Consider the following 25,788-nt stretch of genomic DNA (forward strand, 5'->3'; position numbering starts at 1 on the left):
AATCAGAAGAGGTTGCCAGCGTTCATCGCCAGATGCTCGACGATCGGGCCGAGCGCGAGTGCCGGGAAGAAGGTCAGGCCGCCGATGATCAGGATCACGCCGACGACGAGGCCGACGAACAGCCCGCCCGTGGTCGGGAAGGTGCCTGCCGACGGCGGGATGGATTTCTTGGCGGCCAGCGAGCCCGCAATCGCCATCGCCGGGACGATCATGAAGAAGCGGCCGACGAACATCGCGCTTGCCAGCGTGAGGTTGTAGAACAGCGTGTTGCCGGTGAGGCCCGCGAAGGCCGAGCCGTTGTTGCCGGTCGCCGAGGTGAAGGCATAGAGCACCTCGGTGAAGCCGTGTGGGCCGGCATTGGCCATCGAGGCGACCGCCGCCGGATAGACCACGCCGACCGCGGTCCAGCCGAGATACATCAGCGGCAGCACCAGGATCGCGAGCATCGCCATCTTGACCTCGCGTGCCTCGATCTTCTTGCCGACATATTCCGGCGTGCGGCCGACCATCAGCCCCGCCACGAAGATCGCGAGCACGACGAACAGCAGCATGCCATAGAGGCCGGCGCCGACGCCGCCGATGATGATCTCACCGAGCTGCATGTTGATCAGCGGGATCATGCCGCCGAGCGCGGTGAAGCTGTCATGCATGGCGTTGACCGCGCCGCACGAAGCGGCCGTGGTGACGACGGCGAACAGCGAGGACGCGACGATGCCGAAGCGAACCTCCTTGCCCTCCATGTTGCCGCCGGTCAGGCCCAGCGCATGCATGGTCGAGGTGCCATTGGCCTCCGCCCAATAGGTGATGGCGACGCCTGCGACGAACAGCACGCCCATCACGGACAGGATCGCCCAGCCCTGGCGCTGGTTGCCGACCATGCCGCCGAACACGTTGGTCATCGCGGCGCCGAGCGCGAAGATCGACAGCATCTGCACGAAATTCGACAGCGCGGTCGGATTCTCGAACGGGTGCGCGGCGTTGGCGTTGAAGAAGCCGCCGCCATTGGTGCCGAGCATTTTGATCGCCACCTGGGAAGCGACCGGGCCGACCGCAATGGTCTGCCTGGCGCCTTCGAGCGTGGTCGCCTCGATATATGGGCCGAGCGTCTGCGGCATGCCCTGCCAGACCAGGAACAGCGCGTAGACGACGCAGATCGGCAGCAGCACGTAGAGCGTGCAGCGGGTCACGTCGACCCAGAAATTGCCGACCGTGCGCATTGAGGCGCGCGAGAAGCCGCGGATCAGGGCCATCGCCAGCGCGATGCCGGTTGCCGCCGACAGGAAGTTCTGATGCGTCAGGGCGAGCATCTGGACGAGATAGGACAGCGTGCTCTCGCCGCCGTAGTTCTGCCAGTTGGTGTTGGTGATGAAGGAGACCGCGGTGTTGAAGGAAAGATCCTCAGCGACCGCGCCCTGTCCGGCCGGATTGAAGGGCAGCACGGCCTGAAGCCGCATCACGCCGTAGATGATGAGGAAGCCGCCGACATGGAACAGCAGCATGGCGACCGTGTAGGTCAGCCAATGCTGCTCGCGCTTCTCGTCGACGCCGGAGATCCAGTATATGCCGGCCTCGATCGGGCGCAGCACCGGCGACAGGAACGTCCGCTCGCCGTTGAATACGCGCGTCATGTACCAGCCGAGCGGCTTGGCCAGCGCAACAATAATGGCGCAAAACAGAATGATCTGGAGCCAACCGATCACAGTCATGGAATCAACCCTTCAGGCTTGGTGCAATCCTTCAGACTTTTTGCCCGCAACAGCGGCAGGAGCACCGTCAGCAGGCAGGCGACGAGCACCGCGTCCGCCAGCAGCAATTCGACGAGCAGCAGCACGGGTCAGAACCGCTCGGGCCGCAGCAGCGCATAGGTGAGGTAGACCAGCAGACCGAACGAGACGGCACCGGCGAGCGCATAATCGAAGATCATGGTTTGCTCCGTCACAGCCGTTCGCAGGCGTAGGTGTAGCCGATCGCGAGGGCGAAGAAGACGAAGCCCAGCACCAGCATCAGGATGTCCATCATGGCGATACTCCTCGTTGCGCCGTCAGATCCGGCGCAACTTTCTCACGGTGACCCGGCGGCTCGCGCCGGAAATGGAATGCATTTCCACGGGCGACAGCCGGGATTCTCGACCGTGCTGAAGTGCCACCCCGGACATAGGTTTTCGAGATGAGGGCTATGGCGAAGATATAGGAATCTCATAAAGGCCGGCGCGGGCCGAGATCGGAAGACAACCCCCGTCGTCCCGGACAAGCGCAGCGCAGATCCGGGATCCATAGCCACAGGGAGAGGTTGGGCGAGGACTCGGAGTGACCTGATTTGCGCCTCAGCTACTGCCTGTGGTTATGGATCCCCGCGTGCGCGGGGATGACAGCGGAGAATGGGGCGATTGCGCCCCTCGCCCACCCACGCGCCACTTATGAAATCCCTATATCTCCCCCCTCTTCCCCATCTCGTTTTCAAATGCACTGCCCGCCATCCTGGCAAGGCCGGCCGACTGACCGACGCCAAATCCAGGAGGCCTGACATGACCGCCGCTCTCCGACGCCTCGACCCACCTTTCCTCAGCCAGCAGCTTCGCGCGGCACCGGCGATGACCCGGCCGCTGATGCTCGACATCATCGCGCACGCCTGCCGGCGTGTCCCCACGCTCGGCCAAGGCGAACGCCCCGCACGCATCATGCGCCTGATCGACGTCGAGGCCTGGGCCGATGCGGTGCTGGCGCTGATCGAGCTCGAGCTGCCGATGTGGCAGGTCCGCCGCATCGCCTATGACGAGGGCGAGTGGCATTGCGCACTGTCGCGCGCCCGTGAGCTGCCGGACTGGCTGGACGCCGCGGTCGAGGCGCGCCATTCCGACCTCGCGCTGGCTCTGCTGTCGGCCCTCGTCGAGGTCCGGGCATTGGCCGCGGACGTGCCGCGGCCGAGCGTTCCTTCCGTTCGTCCTGTGCTGGATCCGCTTTACGAGCCGCTCGCTTGCGACAATTGCGGCTAGGCAGCCTGACGGAAGGATCCTGGAAAATGCCGGTGCTGACAGATGGCTTTGAACAACCGCTGCACTCATCCTTGTCGCACGCAGGCTCGGCGTCTAGCTCCTCCGCTCCAACCGCGAACTGACCATGGCTGCCTATGCCGCGAGCAACCCGGCCCGCAGCGCGGTGGCGATGCCCGGTTGACGCCGCCTGTCCGGCGGAAAAAGCCGGGCCGATCTGGCGCAATTCTAGGGAAACGTGTAGAGCGGTTTCATGAGCACTGGCAATGTCAACATCGTCGCCCACCCCCTGGTCCAGCACAAGCTCTCGCTGATGCGGGAGAAGGATCGCTCGACCAAGAGCTTTCGCGAGATCCTGAACGAGATCGGGATGCTGCTTGGCTATGAGGTGACCCGGGATTTGCCGCTGGAGCTGGTCGAGATCGAGACGCCGATCGCGCCGATGCGGGCGCCCAAGATCGCCGGCAAGAAGCTCACGCTGGCGCCGATCCTGCGCGCCGGCGTCGGCTTCCTCGACGGCATGCTGGCGCTGATGCCATCGGCGCGCATCGCCCATATCGGGCTCTACCGCGACCCCGAGACGTTGCAAGCCGTGGAATATTACTTCAAGGCGCCGCAGGACCTGTCGGATCGCACCGTGATCCTGATGGATCCGATGCTGGCGACCGGCAACTCGGCCTGCGCCGGCGCCTCTCTGCTCAAGGCCCGCGGCGCCCGCGACATCCGCTTCGTGTGCCTCCTGGCCGCGCCCGAGGGCATCGCGCAATTCCAGGGCGAGCATCCTGACGTGCCGATCTGGACCGCCGCGATCGACGAGCGGCTCAACGACCACGGCTACATCGTGCCGGGCCTGGGCGATGCCGGCGACCGGATGTTCGGCACCAAGTAGACAGGTTGGCGCGATCGGGTTACTCCCCTTGCCATGAGTGCCAACGCGTTTTCACTGCAATCGCTGATCCGGACCGAGGCCGCCGCCGATACCGCCTTCGTATTCGACGGCACGCGGGTCTCGCGCGCTGAGTTCTCCGAAAGGATAGAGCAGACCGCGGCCTGGCTTGCGGCGCAAGGCATCGGCAAGGGCGACGTGATCGCGGTCTGGCTGGTCAACCGGATCGAATGGATCGCGCTGCTGTTCGCCGCCGCCCGCCTTGGCGCGATCGTCGCGGCCGTCAATACCCGCTATCGCAGCGCGGAAGTCGCGCATCTGCTTCGTTTGTCCGGCGCCAGGCTGATGGTGGTCGAGGCCGCATTCCGCTCGGTGGATTTTGCCGCGATCCTCGCCGACATCGCCAAGGACGAAGTGCCGGCGCTGCAGCGGCTTGCGGTGGTCGGCGCGGACGCGATCAAGGCCAATTGGCCCTGTGTCCGCTTCGACGCTTTCGAAAAGCCCTATCCGGCCGCCTCTCCGATACGGGACGACGTCGATCTGCCGGTGCTGCTCTACACGACATCGGGCACCACCAAGGGCCCGAAGCTCGTCGCGCATTCGCAGCGCACGCTGGCGGGCCACGCCGTCTCTGTCGCCAAGGCGCTTCGGCTTGATCCGCAGCGTCATTCGCTGCTGGCCATGCTTCCGTTCTGCGGCACGTTCGGCATGACGAGCCTGCTCGGCTTCGTCGCGGCGGGCGCGACCGTCCATGTGCTCGACGCCTTCGAGGCGGCACCGGCACTGGAGATCCTCAGCACGCAGGGGATCACGCACGCCTTCGGCTCCGACGAGATGTTCCGGCGCATTGTCGCCCTCAGCGGTACGCCACGCCCATTCCCGCATCTCGAACTCTGCGGCTTCGCCGCGTTCCAGCCTGGCTGGCGCGAGCTTGCCGCGGAGGCCGAGGCGCGCGGCCTGCCGCTGTTCGGCCTCTACGGGTCGAGCGAGGTTCAGGCCCTATTCTCGATCGCCCGCACCAGCGACACCTTTTCCGACCGCATCGAGGGCGGCGGCTGGCCGATGTCACCCGAGGCAAGCGTGCGCGTGCGCGACACCGAGACCGGCGAACTTGCGGCCGAAGGCGTTTCCGGCGAGATCGAGATCAGCGCGCCGTCACGTTTCCTCGGCTATTTCAACAATCCGGATGCGACGCGCGATGCGATCACCGCGGACGGGTTCTTCCGCACCGGCGACATCGGCCGGCTGCGCGGCGACGGTTCCTTCGTCTACGAGACCCGCGCGGGCGACGCCATGCGGCTCGGCGGCTTCCTCGTCGCGCCCGGCGAGATCGAGGACGAGCTCAAATCATGTGCCGGCGTGGCTGATGCCCAGGTGGTTGCAGTCGACCTCAAGGGTCAGGCGCGCTGCGTCGCCTTCGTGATCCCGGCAAAGGAGCCGCCAATGCAGGAGACGCTGGTCGCGCGCCTGCGCGAGCGGCTCGCCGGCTACAAGGTGCCGGCGCGAATCTATCTCGTAGACGCCTTCCCCGTCACCGACAGCGCCAACGGCGTGAAGATCCAGCGCGCCCGGCTACGCGCCATGGCGATGGAGCGCATCGCCGCCGAATAGGCGGGCCTATTTGGTTTGCGCCACAAGGCTCGTTCAGTACGACTTCGCGAGCCCCAGCACCTTCTCCGCGATGAAGCTGAGCGCGAGCTGCGGGCTGACCGGCGCGATGCGCGGGATCAGGACCTCGCGCAAATAGCGCTCGACGTGGAATTCCTTGGCGTAGCCGAAGCCGCCATGGGTCATCACCGCCTGCTCGCAGGCCGAGAAGCCGGCTTCGCCCGCCAGATACTTTGCGGCATTGGCCGCAGCGCCGCACGGCATGCCCTTGTCGTATTGCCAGGCCGCCGACATCACCATCAGCCACGCCGCCTCGAGCTCGACCCAGTTCACCGCGAGCGGATGCTGGATGCCCTGGTTCTTGCCGATCGGCCGGTTGAACACCACGCGCGTCTTGGCATATTCCGTGGCCCGCGCCAGAGCCAGCTTGCCAAGGCCGACCGCCTCCGCCGCGATCAGGATACGCTCGGGGTTCATGCCTTCGAGAATGTACTGGAAGCCCTTGCCTTCCTCGCCGATGCGATCCTCCATCGGAATTTCAAAGTCCTCGAAGAACAGCTCGTTGGAATCGACGATCTTGCGGCCCATCTTCTCGATCTCGTGGACCTTGATCCTGGTGCGGTCGAAATCGGTGTAGAACAGGCTGAGGCCATGGGTCGGCGAGCGCACCTCCTCCAGCGGCGTGGTGCGGGCCAGTAGCAGGATCTTGTGCGCGACCTGCGCGGTCGAGATCCACACCTTCTGGCCGTTGACGATGTAACGGTCGTTCTTGGCGACCGCGCGGGTCTTGAGCTGCGTGGTGTTGAGGCCGGTGTTGGGCTCGGTGACGGCGAAGCAGGCCTTCTCACGGCCCTCCACCATCGGCGGCAGCATGCGCCTGCGCTGCTCCTCGGTGCCGAACACGACGACGGGATTGAGGCCGAACACGTTGATGTGCACGGCGGATGCGCCGGACATGCCGGCGCCGGATTCGGCGATGGTGCGCATCATGATCGCAGCTTCGGTGATGCCGAGCCCCGAGCCGCCATATTCCTCCGGCACGCAGATGCCGAGCCAGCCGGCGTCGGCAAGTGCTTTGTGAAAATCGTGCGGGAAGCCGCCGTCATGGTCCTTCTTCAGCCAGTAGGCATCCGGAAAGCCTTCGCAGATCTTGGCGATGGCATCGCGAATGGCTTCCTGCTGATCGGTGAGCGCGAAATCCATGGTCTTGATCTCCTTGTCGGGAGCCGCGACCGCGCCATCTCCCGTCTCTTCGCGTTCCCCGCTCGAAGGCCGTGGCCGCTTGCTTCGCGCCCTGACGTGCCCTTGGCTGGGTTCTTAGCTCGAAAAACCGCGTACAGATACGTGAATTTGTCTATCAACTGTGTCTACCATGCATAGGGTCATGCGACGTAAAGCTATGAGCGCGCCGTTATTTCGCAGGGAGGAAACCGCGATGGCCGGACTGTATTTCGAAGACTTTTCCGTAGGCCAGGAGTTCAGGCATCCGCTGACCCGCACCGTCACGGAGATGGACAACACCATGTTCAGCCTGCTGACGCTCAATCCGCAGCCGCTGCACATCGATGCGCATTTCGCCGAAAAGACCGAGTTCGGCCAGCGCATTTTCAACAGCCTTTACACCCTCGGCATCATGATCGGCATGACGGTCTATGATACGACCATGGGGACCACCGTTGCCAATCTCGGCATGACCGACGTCACCTTTCCAAAGCCGGTCTTCCATGGCGACACGTTGCGGGCGACGACGAAGGTGCTTTCGTTGAGGGAATCCAAATCGCGGCCCAAGGCCGGCATCGTCGAGTTCGAGCACCATGCCCTGAACCAGAACGACGAGATCGTCGGCAAATGCCGCCGCATGGCGATGATGCACAAGAGGCCGGTTTGATGCGTTCGATGCTGTTCGTGCCGGGCGATTCCCCGCGCAAATTCGAGAAGGCGAGCGAAGGCAAGGCCGACGCGCTGATCATCGATCTCGAGGATTCCGTCGTCACCGAGAAGAAGGCGGAGGCGCGCGGGCTGACGCTGACGATGCTCAAGGGCCGACGCGGCCCGCACCAGCTCTATGTCCGCGTCAACGCGCTCGACACCGGCATGACGCTGGCCGATCTCGCCGCGGTGTTGCCCGGCAGGCCCGACGGCATCGTGCTGCCGAAATCGCAAGGCGGCGACGACGTAAGGCAGGTCGCAACCTGGCTCGAAGCCTTGGAAGCAGCGGCCGGCATCGCGATCGGCACCACCCGCATCGTCTGCGTGGCGACGGAAACCGCGGCTTCGATCTTCGGGCTCGGCAGTTACAAGGGCTGCTCCCCTCGCCTCGCCGGCCTGATGTGGGGCGCCGAGGATCTCTCGGCCTCGCTCGGCGCCACCGAAAAGGCGTCCGGCGGCGTGTTCCACAGCCCCTATCGCCTCGCGCGCGATCTCTGCCTGATGGCGGCGGCCGCGGCCGAGGTCGCGCCGATCGATACGGTCTATACCGACATCGACAACCTCGCCGGTCTCGAGCAGGAAACACGCGCGGCGCGCCGCGACGGGTTTTCCGCCAAGGCGCTGATCCATCCCAAGCACGTCGACGTCGTCAACGCGGCATTCGAACCGACCGAGGCCGAACGCACCTGGGCGGAAAAAGTGATCGCCGCGTTCGCCAGCAATCCCAATTCAGGCACGCTGCGGCTCGACGGCCAGATGATCGACAAGCCGCATCTTCGCGCCGCGAAGAAGATCCTCGGCCAGCCCTAGCGTGGAATGTCTTTAGGTTCGTCGTAGCATCGATCGGCCCTCATCCCGTCATGCGACGGCCTCAGTCGAATCCCTGAACCGGCGGCGTCGAGCTCTGCGCCGGCACGGCGGGCGCGGCTTGAACCGGCGGAGCCGGATTGCCGGCAGCTCGCATCTGACCGTTGGCTGCCATCGCCTCGCGGGTGCGCGTCGGGCTCCTGGTCGCGGCCGCGCGGCGCGGCGGCGGCCGATGTCCTGCCGAGTGCGAACCTCTCATACCCCAGGAACGGGCGATCGAAGGTCCGGCAGTGTAGCCGATCAAGGCTCCGGCAACCGCACCGACTGGCCCCAACACGACCGCGCCGGAGACGGCACCGAGTGCTGCATCGCCGGCGCGCTCCTGCGCAACCGCACTCACCGGCACACAAGCCAGCATTGCGACAACAGTGATCAAAGCCTTGGTCATCGGAGCGCCTCCCTCACGGGAAATCACTCCTGCTCAAATATGGCCGCACGAGGTTCGCTTGCCGGCCAACAAAAGGCAATCGGCGGGGAACTCGGCTGTGGGGCGACAATGGCCTCTGTTCCTGGAGAGCGCGGTCGTCGTATTTGACTTTGGCAACACCTCACGGCGCGCCTCGTCCTTCGAGACGACCGCTTCGCGGTCTCCTTACGACGAGGCTAAGCAGCATCGTACCCGTTGAACTGCCGCTACGCATTCCGTCCTCATCCTGAGGAGCCCGCCTAGAGCGGGCGTCTCGAAGGATGGCGCAGGACAGCTCTCAAACGCGATCGCCCCCGCCGCAAGCGGGGAGAGGCGGCAGCAACTACACGATCCTGATCGACATATCCGGCAAGCCCTCGAGCTTGCACAGCAGCACGTCGCCCTTCACGACGGGACCGACATTCTCCGGCGTGCCGGAATAGATGATATCGCCGGCTTTCAATTCGAACGCTTCCGACAGCTTTGCGATCTGCTCGGCCACGTTCCAGATCATCTTGCTGAGATCCGAGTTCTGCTTCACCGTGCCGTTGATCGCCAGCGAGATGGCGCCCTTGTCGAAATGCCCGGTCTTGCTGGCCGGATGAATCGGGCCGATCACCGCGGCGTGGTCAAAACTCTTGCCGATCTCCCAGGGCTTCTTCTCCGCGGCCATGCCGTTCTGGAGGTCGCGCCGGGTCATGTCGAGGCCGAGCGCGTAGCCATAGACGTGGTCGAGCGCCTTATCGACCGGGATATTGGTGCCGCCTGATTTCAGCGCGGCGACCAGCTCGACCTCGTGATGATAGTTCTTGGTCAGTGACGGATAGGGATGATCGGCGACCTCGCCGACCGCGACGTTCTGGATCGCGTCGGTCGGCTTCTGGAAGAAGAACGGCGGCTCGCGGTTCGGGTCCGAGCCGCGCTCGATCGCGTGCGCGGCGTAGTTGCGCCCGATGCAGTAGATGCGGCGGACCTGAAACACCTGGCTCTCGCCGACGATCGGGATCGTCACCATCGGCACCGGGAACTTGGGTCCGGCCTGCGCGGCGGCGGGTGCGACCTCGGCCATCGAAACGGCGGCGGCCGCCGCAGCGGTTGCGAGCAGATCACGTCGCGTGGGTGAGGTCATCTCGGGTGCTCCCTTTGCCTTTGCTTGGGCAGCGTCATGCGCGCCGATCCGGCTGATAGTCGATATTTGGCATGCCAGCAACATGGATCGGCGCCGGCAGCTTGATCGCCGCGCGGCACAAATCCACTAGCGGACGAAACGATCGCCGCCTGCGACAGCACTACTCGTATCGGACGCGGGCGCCACTCTCACGACGATCGCAACCGGTGCGCCATTTCGCGACACCGTGAGCTTCACCTCCTCGCCGACGCGCGCGAGGCCGATCGTGTTGCGGAGTTGGGCTGCGGTGCGAATCGGACGGTCGTCGGCTTTCGTGATGATATCGCCCTTGCGCAGGCCCGCCTGTTGCGCCGGCGAATCCGCCGCAATCTCCGCGACGACGGCTCCCTGGTTCAATCCCTTGTTGACCGAGGGATGCAGGTCCTTCAGAGAAACGCCGATCCGGCCGCGCTCGACGCGGCCCTTGGCGACGATCTGCTCCATCACCTTCCGCGCCATGTTGACGGGAATTGCAAAGCCGATGCCGACATTGCCGCCGGCAGGCGAAATGATGGCCGAGTTGATGCCGACCAGTTCACCGCGCAGGCTGACCAGCGCTCCGCCGGAATTGCCGGGATTGATCGCTGCATCGGTCTGGATGAAGTCCTCATAGCCCTGCTTGCCGAGTCCGGTCCGGCCGAGCGCGCTGACGAGGCCGGACGTCACGGTCTGGCCGAGGCCGAAAGGGTTGCCGATCGCAAGCACGAAGTCGCCGACGTCAAGCGCATCGCTGTCGCCGAAGGACAGCGCCTGGAGCCCGGATGGGTTCTGGATCTGGAGCACGGCAATGTCCGTCGGCGGATCGCGGCCGATGACCTTGGCGGAGAATTGCCGGCCGTCCTTGGTTGTGACCTGAACGGCGGAAGTGCCTTCGACCACGTGATTGTTGGTCAGGACATGGCCACGCTGGGCATCGACGATGACCCCTGAGCCGGTCGCGTTGACCTCCTTCTCGATCTGCCTGGGGACGTCGAAGAACTCGCGGAAGAGCGGGTCGCGATAGAGCGGATTGTCCTCGCGAACGCGGCCATGCACGGAGATGTTGACGACGGCCGGCGTCACCTGACGCACGAGCGGCGCCAGCGTGGGCACCGAGCCGCCCGTCTTCAGGTCTGGAATTTGGCCAGCGGCCGGCTGCGATGCCGTGAGCGCGAGCACCAGCAATGCAAGCCAAAGCAAACGCATGACATTCATCTTGGTCACCTGCCGCATGGTCCAATGTGGATGGAAGAACTGGTGGCCTCAGTCACGCGGTGCGGCGACCAAACCGTGTACCGCGAGAAATGGCACGGCGAAGGCCGCCGAGGCTTGGCCGAGCAGCACGAGCGTCAAAACGGTGTGCGTGACGATCATGCGGCGCGCCTCTCTGCGGCGGCCCAGGGCCGTCGCAGCCGCATCGGGACGCCGCCCCCGCGTGGCGGATCATCATTGTCATTGTCGCCGTCGAGCTTACGCAACGCCGCCAGAACATCGGCAAGCCGGATGGTGTGGCTCATGCCCGGTATCTCGCGCAGCGCGGGACATGATTCGACCGCGTACATGTCGGACGCCCAGGACGACAGGATGATCCGCTTCTCCGGCGCGGAGAGTTCCTCGGCCTTCAGGACGTCAGCGGGCGAACCGTAATGGGCAGCTGGGTGAAACAGCGGATTGAGAGTGCCGGCATTGGTGTTCAGGTTGGTCATCGGTCGTGCCTCCCTCATGCTCCTTTCCAAGGGACCGGTTTGTGGACGTTGGACGGCGGCGCCGACCGCCGCCGTCCCGCTTGATGTCAGTGCGTGTTGATCGCGATGCGCTTGACGCCTTCGCGTGCCTTCTCCGACTTCGGCAGCGACACGGTCAGCACGCCATTACTGAACGACGCCTCGGCCTTGTCCTCCTCGACACCCTCCAGCGGAATCTGCCGCTCGAACGCACCGTAGTAGCGCTCGGTGAAGTACCTTCCTTCGCCGTTGCGCTCGGCTTTTTTCTCGCCGCGGAGGGTCAGGACGCCGCCCGCAATCTCGACCTGAACGTCCTTCTCGGTCAGGCCGGGAAGTTCGGCCGAGACGGTCAGCGTCTTATCGGTCTCGCTGAGCTCGACCTTCGGCCAGTCGAAACGGCCCTCAATCAGCCGCGACAGGCTCGTCCCGCCGAAGCCGCGGAAAACGTCGTCGAACAGACGGTTCATCTCGCGATGAAGTGTCAGGAAGGGATCGAAATTGTCGCGCGCAGGCGCGAGGTCCTGTTTCCCTGACCAGGGAATGAGATTACGAAAACCCATTATTCTCTCCTCCATGCATCGGGAGCGCGGACGCGCATCGGCGCGCCGCGTTCCGTCACTGTCTTGATCGAGCGTTGATCGAGCGTCAGGCTGCCTTCTTCTCGATCTGCGATGCCGCAGGAGGGGCGCCCGCGATCGGAATCCGGCGCGGCTTCATCGCTTCCGGAATCTCACGGACGAGGTCGATGATCAGAAGCCCGTCCTGGAACGAGGCCTGCTTCACCTGGACATAGTCGGCCAGGTTGAACACGCGCCGGAACGGACGCGCGGCGATGCCCTGGTACAGGTATTCGCGCGCGGCCGTCTCGGGCTTCTTGCCCTCGATGGTGAGCGCGTTCTGTTCGGCGGTCACGGTGATGTCGTTGGCACCAAACCCCGCCACCGCAAGGCTGATCCGATAATGGTCTTCACCGGAACGCTCGATGTTGTAGGGGGGATAGTTGTCCTCAGTCGTCTGGCGCAGCGTGCTGTCGACGAGGTCGGCCAGGTGGTCGAAGCCGATGGTGGAACGCCATAGGGGCGCGAAGTCAAAACTGGTCCTCATAACCAAGTCCTCCAAAGAGCAAGATGGATACGAAGGAGCGCAAGGCGGGATTTCAGACGGGTCCGAAAGACCAGCCAGGCGCCCGTGCCGGACCCTGTTTTTGGCATCCGGCACACCGCTCTCGCGGCGAGACACGACTTAGAAAATCGCAAGTCGGTTTCAAGGGGCCAGCCCGAAAAATTTTTGGGCCGCCGGGCAGGCGCTGCCCCTCAGGATCTCAGCGCCTCCCGCGCCGTCTCGGGCGCCATCAGCGTCGCGACGATCGTGATGATCGAGAGGGCGATGATGTAGACGGACACGGCCCAGTACGAGCCGGCCCACGCCAGCAGCGCAGTCGCAATCAGCGGCGAGAAGCCGCCGCTCAGCGCCGCCGCGACATTGGCGCCGAGCGAGGCTCCGCTGTAGCGCACCTGGGTGCGGAACAACTCCGGCATGAACGCGGCCTTCGGCCCGAACAGCAGCGCATGGGTCAGCGTCATCGTGACGACGAGTGCCAGCGTGATCAGTGCCGGCTCCTTGGTATCGAGGAACCAGAACAACGGAAACGCCAACGCCACCGAGAACACGCCGCCGGCGAGATACAGCGCTTTGCGGCCGAAGATGTCGGACAGCCAGCCGGCGAGCGGCAGCGTCGCGAATTCGACGAGGGCAGCATAGACCACGGCATCCAGGATCACCTGGCGCGACAGCCCGAGCTTCGTCGTAGCATAGACCACGGTGAAGACGGTGAGGAGATAAGCAAGCCCGACCTCCGACACCGTGATGCCGATCGCCAGCAGAAAGCTACGCCAGTCGCGGCGGAGCACTTCCAGCACCGGCTGCGCCAGCACCTCCTGCGCTCGACCACCTCCTTGAAGTGCGGCGTCTCCGCGAGCTTGAGCCGCACGATGAAGCCGACACCGACGAGCAGGATGCTGATCAGGAAGGGCACGCGCCAGCCCCAGCTCAGGAAATCGGCTTCGGGCAGCTTGGTCATCAAGCCGAAAATGCCGGTCGATGCGGCAACGCCGACGGGAAAGCCGATCTGCACCAGGCTGCCATAGAAGCCGCGGCGATTGCCGGCATGCTCGATCACCATGACGACTGCGCCGCTCCATTCGCCGCCCAGGCCGATGCCCTGGACGAAGCGCAGCACGATGAGCAGGATCGGCGCCCACACGCCGATCTGGCTGTAGGTCGGCAGGCAGCCGATCAGGAAGGTGCCGAGCCCCATCGCGATCATGGTCGCGACCAGCATGGTCTTGCGGCCGAGCCGGTCGCCGTAATGCCCGATGATGGCGCCGCCGATCGGCCGCGCCACGAAACCGACCGCATAGGTCGAGAACGCCGCCAGCGTTCCGACGAAGGGATCGAAGCTCGGGAAGAACAGCTTGTTGAAGACCAGCGCCGCCGCCGTGCCGTAGATCAGGAAGTCGTACCATTCGATCGCGGTGCCGAGCGCGCTCGCCCACACCACATGCGCCGTCGTCGATTTCTCCGCCGCCGCGGAGACTCCCGTTGCTGCCGTCATGCCCCGCCCCAGAGATTCCGGAGAGCATCATGGCCAATCGTGCCGAGGGTTGCAACCTGCAGGGGTGATGGCTCTCACAGGATAACAACGCGGGATTTTGTGCGCAGGTGTCGCAACATCCTTCATTGCAAGGAGCTCTTGCGACGAAGCAATCCAGGCTGCCTCCGTGGAGAAAGTCTGGATTGCTTCCGCCTTCGCCAAGGCTTCGGCGGACAAGTCGCTGCCCTCGCAATCGCGGGTGCTGAAGCAGCGGTGCCTCCTGTCGTCTCACCCGCCGAGAGGAACCCATCCAGACCCGAATTCACCATTGACAAACTTATTTGCTTATATCTAATTTGTCTCGAGAACAGCCTGCCGCGCCATGCGGCCAATAAAAGAGAGGAAACGACGATGAGAGGGCTTCTGGCCTGCGCCACGCTCGCGGCCATGACTTCGGCAGCCATGACCACAGTCGCCACCGCGCAAGTCTCCGACGACGCGGTGCGGATCGGCGTGCTGACGGATCTGTCGAGCTGGGGCCGCGACAACTCGGGGCCGGGCTCGGTCGAGGCCGCGAAAATGGCGGTGGAAGAATTCGGGCCGACCGTGCTCGGCAAGCCCATCGAGATCATCAGCGCCGATCACCAGATGAAGACCGACGTCGGCGTGCAGATCGTGCGCGGCTGGTTCGACAACGGCAAGGTCGACGCGGTCGTCGACATCCCCAATTCCGGCATCGCGATCGCCGTCCACAACATGGTGCGCGAGCGGGGCAAGGTCGCGCTGCTCTCCGGTCCCGGCGCAAGCTCGCTGACCGACGAGCTGTGCAGCCCGAACACCGTGCACTTCACCTACGATACCTATGCGCTGTCGAAGGTGACGGCCTCCGCCGTGATCAAGGAGGGTGGTAAGTCCTGGTACTTCATCACCGCGGACTACGCCTTCGGCCAGCAGCTCGAAAAGGACGCCACGCGTTTCGTCAATGAGATGGGCGGAAAGGTCCTGGGCGGCGTGAAGCATCCGACCAACACCGCGGACTTCTCCTCCTTCGCGCTCCAGGCGCAAAGCTCGAAATCCGACGTCGTCGCCTTCGCCAATGCCGGCCAGGACACCGACAACGCGATCAAGCAGTCCGGCGAGTTCGGCCTCGTCCAGGGCGGCCAGAAGCTCGTCGGCCTCCTGATGTTCGACACCGACGTGCACGCGATCGGCCTCAAGGCCGCGCAGGGCACCTACATGACCACGGCCTCGTACTGGGCCATGGACGAGGCAACCCGCGCCTGGTCGAAGAAGTTCTACGAGCGCACCAAGGTGATGCCGACCATGATCCAGACCGGCGTCTACGGCTCGGTGCTGCACTATCTCAAGGCCATCAAGGCGGCCGGCACCGACGATTCCGCCAAGGTGATGGCCAAGATGCGCGAGCTGCCGATCGAGGATACATTCGTCCACGGCGGCAAGTTGCGCGAGGACGGCCGCGTCATCCGCGACATGTATCTCGCCAAGGTGAAGAAGCCCGAACAGTCGAAGGAGCCGTGGGACTATCTGGACATCGTCAAGACCGTGAAGGGCGAGGACGCCTTCCGCCCGGTCTCCGAGTCCAAATGTCCGCTCCTGAAGAAGTGAGGCCAAGCATGACCGGCGGCGAGCATAGCGCAATTGAGACTTACGAGTGCGATGTGCTCGTGGCCGGATCAGGCTGCTCCGGCATGTCGGCCGCGATCACCGCGCGCCATCGCGGCCTCGACGTGCTGATCGTCGAGAAGGAGCCGCGCTTCGGCGGCACCACCGCCCGCTCCGGCGGCTGGCTCTGGATTCCCGGCACCTCGCTGGCAAAGGCCTACGGCATCGCCGAGACGCCGGAACAGGCCCGCACCTACTTGCGGCACGAGGCCGGCAACAATTACGACGCGGCACGGGTCGATGCATTTCTCTCGGCCGGTCCCGAGGCCGTCGATTTCTTCACCACCAAGACCACGCTCCGCTTCGACATGCCGCTGGTGTTTCCCGACTATCACGCCGAAGCACCCGGCGGCGCGCAAGGCGGGCGCTCCATGGTGACGCGCCCGTTCGACGGCCGCGAGCTCGGCGACCTCATCAAGACGCTGGGCATGCCGCTGCCGGAGCTGACCGTGTTCGGCATGATGCTGGGAAGCGGCAAGGAGATCATCCACTTCATGCGGGTGACGAAGTCGCTGACTTCCGCGGTCTACGTCGCCAAGCGCTTGTCGCGTCACCTGATGGACGTGCTGCGCTACGGCCGCGGCATGACGTTGACCAACGGCAATGCGCTGGCCGGACGGCTGGCGAAATCCGCGCAGGATCTGAAGATTCCGATGTGGCTGTCCGCGCCCATGCGCGAGCTGACGGTCGAGAACGGCGCGGTCACCGGCGCGATCGTTTCGCGCGAGGGACGCGAGGTGCGCGTCCGCGCACGCCAGGGCGTCGTGCTGGCCTGCGGCGGCTTCCCGCATGATGTCGAACGCCGCAGAAAAATGTTTCCGCACGCACCGACCGGCAACGAGCATTTCTCGCCGGGGCCGACCGGCAATACCGGCGATGGACTGCGGCTTGCGGAGCGCGCCGGCGGACATATCGAGGATCGACTGCCGAACGCAGCGGCCTGGGTGCCGGTGTCGCTGACCACGCGCAAGGACGGCTCGAAGGGCGTGATGCCGCATTTCATTGACCGCGCCAAGCCGGGCGTGATCGCGGTGATGCGCGACGGCCGGCGTTTTGCCAACGAAGGCAATTCCTATCACGACTTCGTCCAGGCCATGGTCAAGGCGGCCAAGCCCGGCGAGGAGATCGCCGCCTTCCTCGTCTGCGATCACAAGACGCTGCGCAAATACGGCCTCGGCTGCGTGCCGCCCTTCCCGATGCCGCTGGGTCATCACCTCGATACCGGCTATCTCATGCGCGGCGACACGCTGGAGGCGCTCGCGGCGAAGGCCGGCATCGACGCGGCGGCGTTCATCGACACCGTCAGGCAGTTCAATGCCACCGCGCCGCAAGGCCATGATGCCGCCTTCGGCAAGGGCTCGAAGGCCTATAACCGCTACCAGGGCGACGCCATGCACGGCCCGAATCCTTGCGTCGCGCCGATCGAGAACGGGCCGTTCTATGCCATCAAGATGGTGGTCGGCGATCTCGGCACCTATGCCGGCATCGTCACCGACGAGAGCGCGCGGGCGCTCGATGCCGAGGGCCGCGTCATTCCCGGGCTCTATGCCGCCGGCAACGACATGGCGAGCATCATGGGCGGCAATTACCCGGGGGCCGGCATCACGCTTGGGCCGGCGCTGACCTTCGGCTACATTGCCGGGCGTCATCTCGCCGACAGCGCCGCCAAGCGCGACGCGGCCTAAGCCACGCCAGGAGGCGCATGAAGAGGGAAAGCCGCGGCATCCAGTCCATCGAGGTCGGCGGGGAGCTGCTCCGCGCGCTCGCAAGGTGCGGCGAGCCGATGATGCTGCGCGATCTCGCGCGCGAGGCCGGCATGTCGCCGGCCAAGGCGCATCCTTATCTCGCCAGCTTCTCCCGCATCGGGCTGATCGAGCAGGACGAGACCACCGGCCGCTACGAGATCGGCGCGCTGGCGCTGGAGCTCGGCCTGATCAGCCTGCGCCGGCTCTCCGGCGTGCGCATCGCAAGGCCGAAGATCGCCGCGCTCGCGAGCCAGATCGGACATGCGGTCTCACTGGCAGTCTGGGGCACGTACGGCCCGACCGTCGTCCAGCTCGAAGAGCCGGCCCAGCCGGTCCACATCGTGATGCGCGCGGGGTCGGTGATGGCGCTGCTGGAGACGGCCACTGGCCGCGCCTTTGCGGCGTTCCTGCCGGAGAAGACCATCAACGCCGCGCTGGAGAGCGGGCTCGATCGTCACGGCGTCGGCTACAATCCGAAGCGCACCGTGAAGGGCCCGAAGGTCGCCGAGATGCTGACCGAGGTCCGCAAGCACGGCCTCGCCCGCGCGCTCGGCGATCCCCTGCCCGGCGTCAATGCGTTCTCGGCCCCCGTGTTCGATCATTCCGGCCATGTCGCGCTGGTCATCACCGCGATGGGGCCGGAAGGCACGTTCGATGCCCGCTGGGACAGCCCGATCGCGCATGCCTTGCGCGACTGCGCCGGCGCTATCTCGAAGCGGCTGGGCTACGGGATGACGGTTGCGGCGGAGTGAGGCTGTCAGATGCGCCGTCATGGCCGGGCTTGTCCCGGCCATCCACGTAGCGCGACGACTGCCGAGAGACGTGGATGCCCGGGACAAGCCCGGGCATGACGACCGAGAGAACTCGCGCTCCTACTTCTCCTTCACCGGCACCGTATAGTTCAGGATCAGCCTTCCGCCATCAGGATAGATCGTCTGCCCGGTGATGTAGGACGCATCGTCGCTCGCCAGGAACGCGACCACGGAGGCCACCTCGCTCGGCTCACCGCCGCGGCCAGCCGGGGTGCGCGACATCACGGTCTTGCGGGCATCCTCGGAGGTGTAGATCGACGATGCCACCATGTCGGTTAAAATCGTGCCCGGCCCGACCGCGACCACGCGGATGTTGTGCGGGGCGAGCGCGACCGCGGCGACCGAGGTGAGCTGCTTCATGCCGCCCTTGGACATCGCGTAGGTTGCCAGCGCCGGGATCGCCAGCAGCGCGTTCACCGAGGACATGTTGATGATGACCCCGCCGCCGCCTTGCGCGATCATCTGCTTCGCCGCCGCCTGGACGCCGAAGAACGCGCCCTTCAAATTGATGCCGATGATCTCATCGAATTCCTCTTCGGATATCTCCAGGATGTCCCGGTTGCGGGCGACGCCGGCATTGTTGACCATGATGTCGAGCCGGCCGAACTCCTTCACGGCGGTGGCGACGAGCTGGTCGACATCGGCGCGCTTGGCGACGTTGCCGACGACGGTGCGCAAGGCCTCCGGATGTCCGAGCTCGGCCGCCGTCTTGGCGAGGCCCTCGGCATCGACATCCGAAATCACGACCTTGACGCCGTCATCCAAAAATCTCTTCGCGCAGGCCTTGCCGATGCCGCGCGCTGCGCCAGTGATGGCGGCGACCTTACCGGATAGCTTCATGGTCTCACTCCAGACAAGAGAACCTCAATTCGCCGCCGACCTTGCCGTCGCCGGCATGTAAATCTGCGCGTAGCCTTCCTTGATCGCGGCGGTGATGCGGTCGAGGCGGCGGTCGACGTGCTTTTCCAGCACGGAGACGCAAGTAACGCGTAGCTCACGGCCATCGCCTTGAGCTGTTCATAGACGCGATCGACGATGCTGTCGGAAGCGAGTTCCACGTTGCTCTTCATCAGCTGCATTGATGACCGGACACAGCTCTTTATACCGGGGCCGCGTGGACGAAGGCAATGCACACGGCAGCGCTACCAGAGATTGTTCAGGCCCTTGCGACGATCGGAATCCGGCAAGACGCGCGAGCGCAGTCCGGATGCACGACCTCAGAGGAAGCGTTCAGGCGCAAACGGCGCCAGCGGAATCTCTGGCGCCTTGCCGCTGAGCAGCTGCGCGACGAGCCGCCCGGTACGGGCCGAACCAACCAGGCCAACATGGCCGTGGCCGAAGGCATAGACGATGTCGCGCGAGGCGCGCGCATAGCCGATGCAGGGACGTCCATCCGGCATGCTCGGCCGATGCCCGAACCAGGTTTTTATGCGCGAAGGCGGAATATCCTTCGGAAGTTTTGGAAACATACTGATGAGGTGGTTGCGCAGGATCTCGGCGCGCTTCCAGTTCGGCGCGGCCTCGAGGCCGGCGATCTCGACGGTGCCGGCGGCGCGCAGGCCCTTGTTGGTCCAGTTCACCACCATCTTGGCGTCGGATGCCATCATCGAGCTGCGCGGACCTGACTCCGGGTTCTCTATCATGACGTGGTAGCCGCGCTCGGTCTCGAGCGGCAAGGGATCGCCGACCGATGCGGTGAGCTGCTTCGAGCGGGCGCCGGCCGCGACGACGGCAGCATCACAGGCGATCTCGCCGGTCTCGGTAAGGACGGCCACGAGCTTGTCGCCATTCAACCTCAAGCCGGTCGCCTTGGCCCGCACATGCGTGACGCCGCTGGCGATCGCATGATTGGCAAGCGCCGCGACATAAGCACCGGGATCGCGGCAGCGCCCGGCCTCCTCCACCACCACGCCAAAGGTGTAGCGCGGATGCAGATCGGGCTCGCGCTGGCGCATCTCGTCGGCGTTGAGCTCCATCCACTCGACGCCGACCTTCTTGCGCAGGCGCCAGCCGAGATCGTTGTCGAAATTGACGCGCGACGGAAACACATGCATCACGCCATTGCGCTCGATCAATTCAGAAACGCCCGCTTCTTCCGCCAGCTTCCGGTGCAGCAGCGGCGCGTCCCTCAACAGGTCGCGCAGGGCAAACGCCGTCTTCTCGACCCGCGCCTCGGTCCAGCCCGAGAGCAGATATTTGACCAGCCAGGGCAGCGCTTTCGGCAAATACGACCAGCGGATCGCGAGCGGCCCGAGCGGGTCCATGAGATAGCCCGGCACCTTCTTCCAGATGCCCGGCTCCGCCGGCGGGATCACCGAATGTGACGACAGCCAGCCGGCATTGCCATAGCTCGCCGCCTGTTCGCCGCCAGGCTCGCCCGGATCGATCAGCGTGACGCGATGGCCCTCGCGCAGCGCCTCGATCGCGCTGATGACACCGACAGCGCCGGCGCCGATGATGGCGACGTGGCGGCCGGCCGCCATCGCCTAAGCCTTCACCGCGGGCGCGAAGTCCTTGCCGACCGAAATCGCGCGCGGATCGATGATGCAGTGGAGGATCGACGGCTTGCCGGAGGCGAGCGCGCGCTCGAACGCCGGCGCGAATTCCTCGGTGCGTTCGACCCGCTCGCCATGGCCGCCGAACGCCTTCGCGTACATCGCAAAATCGGGGTTCTTGAGCTGGGTGCCGACGACGCGGCCGGGATAGTCGCGCTCCTGGTGCATGCGGATGGTGCCGTATTGCGAATTGTCGACCACGATCACGACCAGCGGCGCGTCATACTGCACGGCGGTTGCGAACTCCTGACCGTTCATCAGGAAGCAGCCGTCACCGGCAAAGGCGACGACGGTGCGATCCGGATATTGCCGCTTGGCCAGCACCGCCGCCGGCACGCCGTAGCCCATCGAGCCCGAGGTCGGTGCCAGCTGCGAGGCAAAGCTGTGGAAGCGGTGATGACGATGGATCCAGCCGGCATAATTGCCGGCGCCGTTGCAGACGATGGCGTCGTTCGGCAGGCGGTCGCGCAGCCAGGTCATGACCTGCCCGTACTGGAACGTGCCCGGCAGCTCGCGCGCCTTCTCGGTCCAGGCGAGATAATCGGCGTGCGCCTTGGCGGCCTCGCCCTTCCAGGCCACCGCGCCTGAAGGCTTCAGCGTCTCGACGGCGGCGGCAAACGCCGCGGGCGTCGCCTGGATCGCCAGCGCCGGCTGATAGACGCGGCCGAGTTCTTCGGAGCCCGGATGCACGTGGATCAGCTTCTGCTGCGGGTTCGGAATGTCGAGCAGCGTGTAGGACGAGGACGGCATCTCCGACATGCGGCCGCCGACGAGGAGAACGACATCGGCGTTGTCGATGCGCGCCTTCAGGCCCGGGCTCGGCCCGATGCCGAGATCGCCGGCATAATGCGAATGGTCGGCATCGATCAGCGAGGCCCGGCGGAATGAGGTTGCGACCGGCAGGTCGAAGCGCTCGGCAAAGCGGGCAATGCTCTTGGTGGCGTCATCGGTCCAGCGCGAGCCGCCGAGGATGACGAGCGGCGCCTTGGCGGTCGCGAGCATGGCGCCGAGCTCTTCGATATCGGCCGGCGCGGGCCAGCTCACGGCCGGCTCGATGCGCATGGCATCCGCAACGGCGGCGGTCTCGGTCAACATGTTCTCGGGAAGCGAGATCACGACGGGACCGGGACGGCCCTGCATGGCGACGCGGAAGGCGCGCGCCACCAGCTCCGGAATGCGGTCGGGACGATCGATCTCGACCGCCCACTTCGCCATGGTGCCGAACACCGCCTTGTAGTCCAGCTCCTGGAACGCCTCGCGCTCGCGCATGCCGGTGTCGACCTGGCCGACGAACAGGATCATCGGCGTCGAATCCTGCATCGCGATGTGGACGCCGTGGCTGGCATTGGTCGCGCCGGGGCCGCGGGTGACGAAGCAGATGCCCGGCCGCCCCGTGAGCTTGCCATAGGCCTCGGCCATCATCGCAGCACCACCCTCGGCGCGGCAGATCATGACGTCGATCGGGCTGTCATGCAGCGCATCGAGCGCGGCCAGATAGCTCTCGCCCGGCACGCAGGTGACGCGCTCGACGCCTTGGGCGACGAGCTGATCGATCAGGATCTGGCCCCCGGTGCGAGTGTTGCGGATGGTCATGACGGCTCCTCAAGGCTTTGGCGATGCGTACCTATTCGGAGACTGCGTAGGACAGGCCGGGTGGGCACGCAAGATCGAAAGGCTTCTCCTAGCCTGCGCAGACGTCATGCCCGTCGGTGCCGTTTGCACGACCGCCCATTCGTCGGGCTTGATGGAAGGATGGCGGTCGACATAGCGCCGCCTGCGTGTCCCGGACGCGCCGCAACGCGCATAGCGCGTCGAAGACGCGCGTGAACGCGCTTATGGCGTTGCGGCGCAGAGCCGGGACCCCCGGGGGCGGCACGGCACGCGGCGACATGGGCCCCGGCTTTGCAGCGCACCACCCCGGACGATGCTCCGCATCGCCGGGCCGCTGCGCTGCGTCCGGGGCACGAGAGCGGAGAGTAGTGCGCGCTCTCTCCACACCGTCATTGCGAGGAGCTCTTGCGACGAAGCAATCCAGAATCCCTCCGCGGAGAGAAGCTGGATTGCTTCGAGCAGCCGGTGGCATTGCAGCTCTCCAACGTGCATTTCAAGTTTCAGTGCCGTAGGTGGGCAAAGGCGCACCGCGCCGTGCCCACCAGATTCAATCGCGACACGAGATGCGTGGGCACGCTTGCGCTTTGCCCACCCGACGATTCGGAGGTTGTGACTCGCAGACATGCCATCTCATCCTCGCGGCGCTTCCGCCCGAGTTTTGCTCTCTTCGCGCCCTCAATGAAAGGGCGCAGGGAAGGCCGGGTGCCGGCTGGCACCCGCAAGACCCCCGTGCGAACACATTGCACACGCAATGCACGAGGGAGACACAGGGCAGCCGATCATCCGGCCTTCCCTGCGCGATGGTCTGACGGCGTATGGCGCGCTCTCCCCGGAGACGAGTTCCTGCTTGCCTCCGTCACCCCGCGAATTGACGATGCGCTTCGCCCGGTCGGGCTCGGCGCACCTCCGCAAGGCTTGGCTGTAGCAACGACAGCCAGGACCACGCGATTTGGCCGTACGCATCAGCGCCGCTCGTCCGCACGCCGCCGGGACCTCACGGGGTTCTCCCGCCCTGCTCCCGCCTCTCGTGCACGACGCTGCCTGCGTCCACCGCTCCCCGATCCGCGGCTCGTGACGACGTACGATCGCCCCTTTCGCCGGATCAGGATGGGCGACACATACGTCGAAACCGAATTTCGGTAAAGTGGAATATTTTTGCGCTTGTGGATTGACAGAAGGCGACACAGCCACGATGGCCCGGATGAAGCGCTGAGATGGTCAGGTCTGACGGTGCATTAGGCCGCAATCAAGCGATGGCTACCGCGCTGCGACGTCTTCGTTTACGATCCGGCCGAACCACATCGTCGAGGATACCGGAATGCAAACCATCGGTCTGATCGGGGGCATGAGCTGGGAGAGCACGGCGCTCTACTACAAGCTCATCAATGAGCGGGTCCGCGACCGCATGGGCAAGCTGCATTCGGCTCCGCTGTTGCTGTATTCCTACGATTTCGAAGAGATCAAGCAGATGCAATACGCGGGCCGCTGGAGCGAGGCGGCGGCCAGCCTGGCGGAGGTCGCGCGGCGTCTCGAAGGCGCTGGCGCGCGGGCGATCGTGCTGTGCACGAACACGATGCACAAGCTGGCGCCCGACATCATCTCCAGCGTGACCGTTCCGTTCATCCACCTTGGCGACGCGACGGCGCAGCGGATCCGGGCGAAAGGTTATCGGCGGGTCGGGCTGCTCGGCACCAAGTTCACGATGGAGGAGGACTTTTATATCGACCGGCTGCGCGCGCATGATCTCGACGTGCTGGTTCCTCCCACTGAGGCGCGCGCCGACGTGAACCGCATCATTTACGAGGAGCTGTGCCTCGGCATCGTCGCCGATCCCTCGCGCCGCCGCTACCAGGACGTGATGGCAGCGCTGGTCGCCGCCGGCGCCGAGTGCATCATCCTCGGCTGCACCGAGATCACGATGCTGGTCGGCCCTGATGACACAACGGTGGAGACGTTCGACACCACGGCCATTCACGCCGAGACGGCGGCCGATTTCGCCATGGGTTGATGCGATGTCGGCCGTCGCCGAGCCCCGCCTCTATCACCGATGCTCGATCGCGCGGATCGCGCCGCGGAGCTCGGCGAGGCCGCGCAGGCGGCCGATCGCGGTGTAGCCGGGGTTGGTGCGCTTGGTCGCCGCGAGGTCGTCGAGCATGCGGTGGCCGTGATCGGGGCGGAACACGATTCTCTTGTCCGGCGAACGCGTGGCGTTCTCCTTCAGCAGCGCCTTGAGCACCGCGACCATGTCGACGTCGCCGTCGAGATGATCGGATTCGTAGAACGACAGGCCGTCGGCCTCGCGCTTGGTTGCGCGCAGATGGGCAAAGGCGATGCGGGGGCCGAAGCGCTCGGCCATTTCAGGCAGATTGTTTTCCGCGCGCACGCCGAGCGAGCCGGTGCACAGGCAGATGCCGTTGGCCTTGGACGGCACGGCGTCGAACAGCGCCTGATAGTCGTCGGCACTCGACGCAATGCGCGGCAGGCCGAACAACGGGCGCGGCGGATCGTCCGGATGCAGGGTCAAGGACACCCCGAGCTGCTCAGCCACCGGCGTCACGCGCGCGAGGAATTCGGCGAGATGCTGCCGCAGGATATTTGGCGTGATGTCGCGATAGGTCTCGAGCCGGTCGCGGAATTGCGGAATGGTCATCGGCTCGGTGGTCGAGCCGGGCAGCGCGCTGGCGATCACCATGACGAGATAGTCGATGTCGGCCTGGCTCATCTGGTCGAACAGCTTTTTCGCGCGCGCCTGCTGCTCGGGCGAATAGTCCTGTGCGGCAGCCGGGCGCTTGAGGATATGCAGCTCGAACGCAGCAAAGCGGTCCTGGTCGAAGCGCATGGCGCGGGCGCCGTTCGGCATCTCCCATTCGAGGTCGGTGCGACACCAATCGACCACGGGCATGAAATTGTAGCAGATGATCTTGATGCCGGAGGCCGCGACAGCTTCTAGGCTGGCGATCCAGGCCTCGATCGACTTGGTCGCCTTGCCGCCGAGCCGCTTGACGTCGTCGGGGATCGGAATCGATTCCACCACCGACCAGGTCAGCTGCGAGCGGCCGGGCTGGCCGTTCTCGATGAAGTTCTTGCGCTCCTCGACCGCCTTGCGGGTCCAGGCCTCGCCGATCGGCACCTGATGCAGCGCCGAGACGATATCCGTCGCCCCGGCCTGCCTGACGTCATCCAAGGACACGGGATCATCGGGCCCGTACCAGCGCCAACCCTGCAGCATCATG

At 65.3% G+C, this 25,788-nt stretch carries 23 protein-coding genes and 1 pseudogene; 9 read left to right on the forward strand and 15 right to left on the reverse strand.

Features of this window, described 5'->3' with window-relative positions; all coding sequences use genetic code 11:
• Positions 1-2: 2 nt before the first annotated feature.
• From kdpA to XI04_RS18495, 3 genes are read right to left on the reverse strand one after another with little or no spacing between them, the layout of a single operon-like run.
• Positions 3-1,706: a potassium-transporting ATPase subunit KdpA gene (gene kdpA, locus XI04_RS18485; RefSeq protein WP_095425990.1), complete on the reverse strand. Its 1,704-nt coding sequence runs from the start codon at positions 1,704-1,706 to the stop codon at positions 3-5.
• A complete protein-coding gene (locus XI04_RS18490) occupies positions 1,703-1,831 on the reverse strand; it encodes a hypothetical protein (protein ID WP_256379457.1) in 129 nt (42 codons plus the stop codon). Before XI04_RS18490 ends, kdpA begins: the two co-directional genes overlap by 4 nt.
• A 3-nt stretch (positions 1,832-1,834) precedes the next feature.
• Positions 1,835-1,924, reverse strand: a complete 90-nt coding sequence (locus XI04_RS18495; protein WP_018641117.1) for a K(+)-transporting ATPase subunit F — start codon at positions 1,922-1,924, stop codon at positions 1,835-1,837.
• A 600-nt stretch (positions 1,925-2,524) separates the two neighbouring features.
• Between XI04_RS18495 and XI04_RS18500 the strand changes: the two genes are divergently transcribed.
• The 3 genes from XI04_RS18500 (at position 2,525) to XI04_RS18510 (ending at position 5,486) form a co-directional block, all read left to right on the forward strand.
• Positions 2,525-2,992 carry a hypothetical protein gene (locus XI04_RS18500; protein WP_161966365.1) on the forward strand — a complete coding sequence of 156 codons (468 nt, stop codon included), beginning with the start codon at positions 2,525-2,527 and terminating at the stop codon, positions 2,990-2,992.
• A gap of 250 nt (positions 2,993-3,242) precedes the next feature.
• Positions 3,243-3,878: a uracil phosphoribosyltransferase gene (gene upp / locus XI04_RS18505; RefSeq protein ID WP_028145689.1), complete on the forward strand. Its 636-nt coding sequence runs from the start codon at positions 3,243-3,245 to the stop codon at positions 3,876-3,878.
• A gap of 33 nt (positions 3,879-3,911) precedes the next feature.
• Entirely contained in the window at positions 3,912-5,486 is a 1,575-nt protein-coding gene (locus XI04_RS18510) for an AMP-binding protein (RefSeq protein ID WP_028145690.1), read from the forward strand.
• A gap of 33 nt (positions 5,487-5,519) precedes the next feature.
• Here the strand turns inward: XI04_RS18510 and XI04_RS18515 are convergent, their stop codons facing one another.
• Positions 5,520-6,686 carry an acyl-CoA dehydrogenase family protein gene (locus tag XI04_RS18515; RefSeq protein WP_038951120.1) on the reverse strand — a complete coding sequence of 389 codons (1,167 nt, stop codon included), beginning with the start codon at positions 6,684-6,686 and terminating at the stop codon, positions 5,520-5,522.
• A 181-nt stretch (positions 6,687-6,867) separates the two neighbouring features.
• Between XI04_RS18515 and XI04_RS18520 the strand changes: the two genes are divergently transcribed.
• Both XI04_RS18520 and XI04_RS18525 read left to right on the forward strand, forming a co-directional pair.
• Positions 6,868-7,371, forward strand: a complete 504-nt coding sequence (locus XI04_RS18520) for a MaoC family dehydratase (protein WP_333909114.1) — start codon at positions 6,868-6,870, stop codon at positions 7,369-7,371.
• A complete protein-coding gene (locus XI04_RS18525) occupies positions 7,371-8,222 on the forward strand; it encodes an HpcH/HpaI aldolase/citrate lyase family protein (protein ID WP_028145692.1) in 852 nt (283 codons plus the stop codon). The genes XI04_RS18520 and XI04_RS18525 overlap by 1 nt, the downstream gene beginning before the upstream one ends.
• A 61-nt stretch (positions 8,223-8,283) precedes the next feature.
• Here the strand turns inward: XI04_RS18525 and XI04_RS18530 are convergent, their stop codons facing one another.
• From XI04_RS18530 to XI04_RS18560, 7 genes and pseudogenes are all read right to left on the reverse strand, one after another.
• Positions 8,284-8,667 (reverse strand): hypothetical protein, encoded by a 384-nt coding sequence (locus tag XI04_RS18530; protein ID WP_271610428.1) that lies wholly within the window; start codon positions 8,665-8,667, stop codon positions 8,284-8,286.
• A 361-nt stretch (positions 8,668-9,028) separates the two neighbouring features.
• Complete coding sequence (locus XI04_RS18535) at positions 9,029-9,814, reverse strand: fumarylacetoacetate hydrolase family protein (protein WP_028145694.1); 786 nt, start codon at positions 9,812-9,814, stop codon at positions 9,029-9,031.
• 126 nt (positions 9,815-9,940) lie between these two features.
• Entirely contained in the window at positions 9,941-11,047 is a 1,107-nt protein-coding gene (locus tag XI04_RS18540; protein WP_095426126.1) for a trypsin-like peptidase domain-containing protein, read from the reverse strand.
• Between the two features lie 155 nt (positions 11,048-11,202).
• Positions 11,203-11,538, reverse strand: a complete 336-nt coding sequence (locus XI04_RS18545; protein ID WP_212429022.1) for a hypothetical protein — start codon at positions 11,536-11,538, stop codon at positions 11,203-11,205.
• Between the two features lie 86 nt (positions 11,539-11,624).
• Positions 11,625-12,116 carry an Hsp20/alpha crystallin family protein gene (locus XI04_RS18550; RefSeq protein WP_028145697.1) on the reverse strand — a complete coding sequence of 164 codons (492 nt, stop codon included), beginning with the start codon at positions 12,114-12,116 and terminating at the stop codon, positions 11,625-11,627.
• A gap of 85 nt (positions 12,117-12,201) precedes the next feature.
• The gene (locus tag XI04_RS18555) at positions 12,202-12,660 is read right to left on the reverse strand and encodes an Hsp20 family protein (protein ID WP_028145698.1); all 459 of its coding nucleotides are present in this window, start codon (positions 12,658-12,660) and stop codon (positions 12,202-12,204) included.
• A 250-nt stretch (positions 12,661-12,910) separates the two neighbouring features.
• A pseudogene (locus XI04_RS18560) lies at positions 12,911-14,170 on the reverse strand (MFS transporter); the annotation flags it as partial.
• A 390-nt stretch (positions 14,171-14,560) separates the two neighbouring features.
• Between XI04_RS18560 and XI04_RS18565 the strand changes: the two are divergent.
• The 3 genes from XI04_RS18565 to XI04_RS18575 are packed head-to-tail and all read left to right on the forward strand — an operon-like array spanning position 14,561 to position 18,329.
• Complete coding sequence (locus tag XI04_RS18565) at positions 14,561-15,775, forward strand: ABC transporter substrate-binding protein (protein WP_271610427.1); 1,215 nt, start codon at positions 14,561-14,563, stop codon at positions 15,773-15,775.
• An 8-nt stretch (positions 15,776-15,783) separates the two neighbouring features.
• Entirely contained in the window at positions 15,784-17,517 is a 1,734-nt protein-coding gene (locus tag XI04_RS18570) for an FAD-dependent oxidoreductase (protein WP_271610426.1), read from the forward strand.
• A 17-nt stretch (positions 17,518-17,534) separates the two neighbouring features.
• Entirely contained in the window at positions 17,535-18,329 is a 795-nt protein-coding gene (locus XI04_RS18575; RefSeq protein ID WP_028145702.1) for an IclR family transcriptional regulator, read from the forward strand.
• A 120-nt stretch (positions 18,330-18,449) separates the two neighbouring features.
• On the opposite strand, the gene XI04_RS18580 is transcribed toward XI04_RS18575, so the two are convergent.
• From XI04_RS18580 to XI04_RS18590, 3 genes are all read right to left on the reverse strand, one after another.
• Positions 18,450-19,229, reverse strand: coding sequence for an SDR family NAD(P)-dependent oxidoreductase (locus tag XI04_RS18580; RefSeq protein WP_038951129.1), 780 nt, complete (start codon positions 19,227-19,229; stop codon positions 18,450-18,452).
• 377 nt (positions 19,230-19,606) lie between these two features.
• A complete protein-coding gene (locus XI04_RS18585; RefSeq protein WP_212429024.1) occupies positions 19,607-20,872 on the reverse strand; it encodes an NAD(P)/FAD-dependent oxidoreductase in 1,266 nt (421 codons plus the stop codon).
• A 3-nt stretch (positions 20,873-20,875) separates the two neighbouring features.
• Positions 20,876-22,537, reverse strand: a complete 1,662-nt coding sequence (locus tag XI04_RS18590; RefSeq protein WP_271610425.1) for a thiamine pyrophosphate-binding protein — start codon at positions 22,535-22,537, stop codon at positions 20,876-20,878.
• Between the two features lie 1,336 nt (positions 22,538-23,873).
• Here XI04_RS18590 and XI04_RS18595 point away from each other — a divergent pair.
• On the forward strand, positions 23,874-24,563 hold the full coding sequence (locus XI04_RS18595; protein WP_038970815.1) for an aspartate/glutamate racemase family protein: 690 nt from the start codon (positions 23,874-23,876) through the stop codon (positions 24,561-24,563).
• 33 nt (positions 24,564-24,596) lie between these two features.
• Here the strand turns inward: XI04_RS18595 and uxuA are convergent, their stop codons facing one another.
• Positions 24,597-25,787 carry a mannonate dehydratase gene (gene uxuA / locus XI04_RS18600; protein ID WP_095425978.1) on the reverse strand — a complete coding sequence of 397 codons (1,191 nt, stop codon included), beginning with the start codon at positions 25,785-25,787 and terminating at the stop codon, positions 24,597-24,599.
• Position 25,788 lies beyond the last annotated feature (1 nt).

This window comes from Bradyrhizobium sp. CCBAU 11430 (genome assembly GCF_028128855.1).
In the GTDB taxonomy this organism is placed as follows: Bacteria; Pseudomonadota; Alphaproteobacteria; order Rhizobiales; family Xanthobacteraceae; genus Bradyrhizobium; species Bradyrhizobium ottawaense.

Excerpts from the sequence above, each read along its gene's own strand:
- XI04_RS18500 (WP_161966365.1), top strand. The coding sequence starts at position 2,525 with ATGACCGCCGCTCTCCGACGCCTCGACCCACCTTTCCTCAGCCAGCAG.
- XI04_RS18595 (WP_038970815.1), top strand. The coding sequence starts at position 23,874 with ATGCAAACCATCGGTCTGATCGGGGGCATGAGCTGGGAGAGCACGGCG.
- XI04_RS18520 (WP_333909114.1), top strand. The coding sequence starts at position 6,868 with ATGCGACGTAAAGCTATGAGCGCGCCGTTATTTCGCAGGGAGGAAACC.
- XI04_RS18525 (WP_028145692.1), top strand. The coding sequence starts at position 7,371 with ATGCGTTCGATGCTGTTCGTGCCGGGCGATTCCCCGCGCAAATTCGAG.
- XI04_RS18540 (WP_095426126.1), bottom strand. The coding sequence starts at position 11,047 with ATGAATGTCATGCGTTTGCTTTGGCTTGCATTGCTGGTGCTCGCGCTC.
- XI04_RS18510 (WP_028145690.1), top strand. The coding sequence starts at position 3,912 with ATGAGTGCCAACGCGTTTTCACTGCAATCGCTGATCCGGACCGAGGCC.
- XI04_RS18575 (WP_028145702.1), top strand. The coding sequence starts at position 17,535 with ATGAAGAGGGAAAGCCGCGGCATCCAGTCCATCGAGGTCGGCGGGGAG.
- XI04_RS18550 (WP_028145697.1), bottom strand. The coding sequence starts at position 12,116 with ATGGGTTTTCGTAATCTCATTCCCTGGTCAGGGAAACAGGACCTCGCG.
- XI04_RS18535 (WP_028145694.1), bottom strand. The coding sequence starts at position 9,814 with ATGACCTCACCCACGCGACGTGATCTGCTCGCAACCGCTGCGGCGGCC.
- XI04_RS18555 (WP_028145698.1), bottom strand. The coding sequence starts at position 12,660 with ATGAGGACCAGTTTTGACTTCGCGCCCCTATGGCGTTCCACCATCGGC.
- XI04_RS18565 (WP_271610427.1), top strand. The coding sequence starts at position 14,561 with ATGAGAGGGCTTCTGGCCTGCGCCACGCTCGCGGCCATGACTTCGGCA.
- kdpA (WP_095425990.1), bottom strand. The coding sequence starts at position 1,706 with ATGACTGTGATCGGTTGGCTCCAGATCATTCTGTTTTGCGCCATTATT.
- upp (WP_028145689.1), top strand. The coding sequence starts at position 3,243 with ATGAGCACTGGCAATGTCAACATCGTCGCCCACCCCCTGGTCCAGCAC.
- XI04_RS18545 (WP_212429022.1), bottom strand. The coding sequence starts at position 11,538 with ATGACCAACCTGAACACCAATGCCGGCACTCTCAATCCGCTGTTTCAC.
- XI04_RS18585 (WP_212429024.1), bottom strand. The coding sequence starts at position 20,872 with ATGGCGGCCGGCCGCCACGTCGCCATCATCGGCGCCGGCGCTGTCGGT.
- XI04_RS18495 (WP_018641117.1), bottom strand. The coding sequence starts at position 1,924 with ATGATCTTCGATTATGCGCTCGCCGGTGCCGTCTCGTTCGGTCTGCTG.
- uxuA (WP_095425978.1), bottom strand. The coding sequence starts at position 25,787 with ATGATGCTGCAGGGTTGGCGCTGGTACGGGCCCGATGATCCCGTGTCC.
- XI04_RS18530 (WP_271610428.1), bottom strand. The coding sequence starts at position 8,667 with ATGACCAAGGCTTTGATCACTGTTGTCGCAATGCTGGCTTGTGTGCCG.
- XI04_RS18570 (WP_271610426.1), top strand. The coding sequence starts at position 15,784 with ATGACCGGCGGCGAGCATAGCGCAATTGAGACTTACGAGTGCGATGTG.
- XI04_RS18515 (WP_038951120.1), bottom strand. The coding sequence starts at position 6,686 with ATGGATTTCGCGCTCACCGATCAGCAGGAAGCCATTCGCGATGCCATC.
- XI04_RS18590 (WP_271610425.1), bottom strand. The coding sequence starts at position 22,537 with ATGACCATCCGCAACACTCGCACCGGGGGCCAGATCCTGATCGATCAG.
- XI04_RS18580 (WP_038951129.1), bottom strand. The coding sequence starts at position 19,229 with ATGAAGCTATCCGGTAAGGTCGCCGCCATCACTGGCGCAGCGCGCGGC.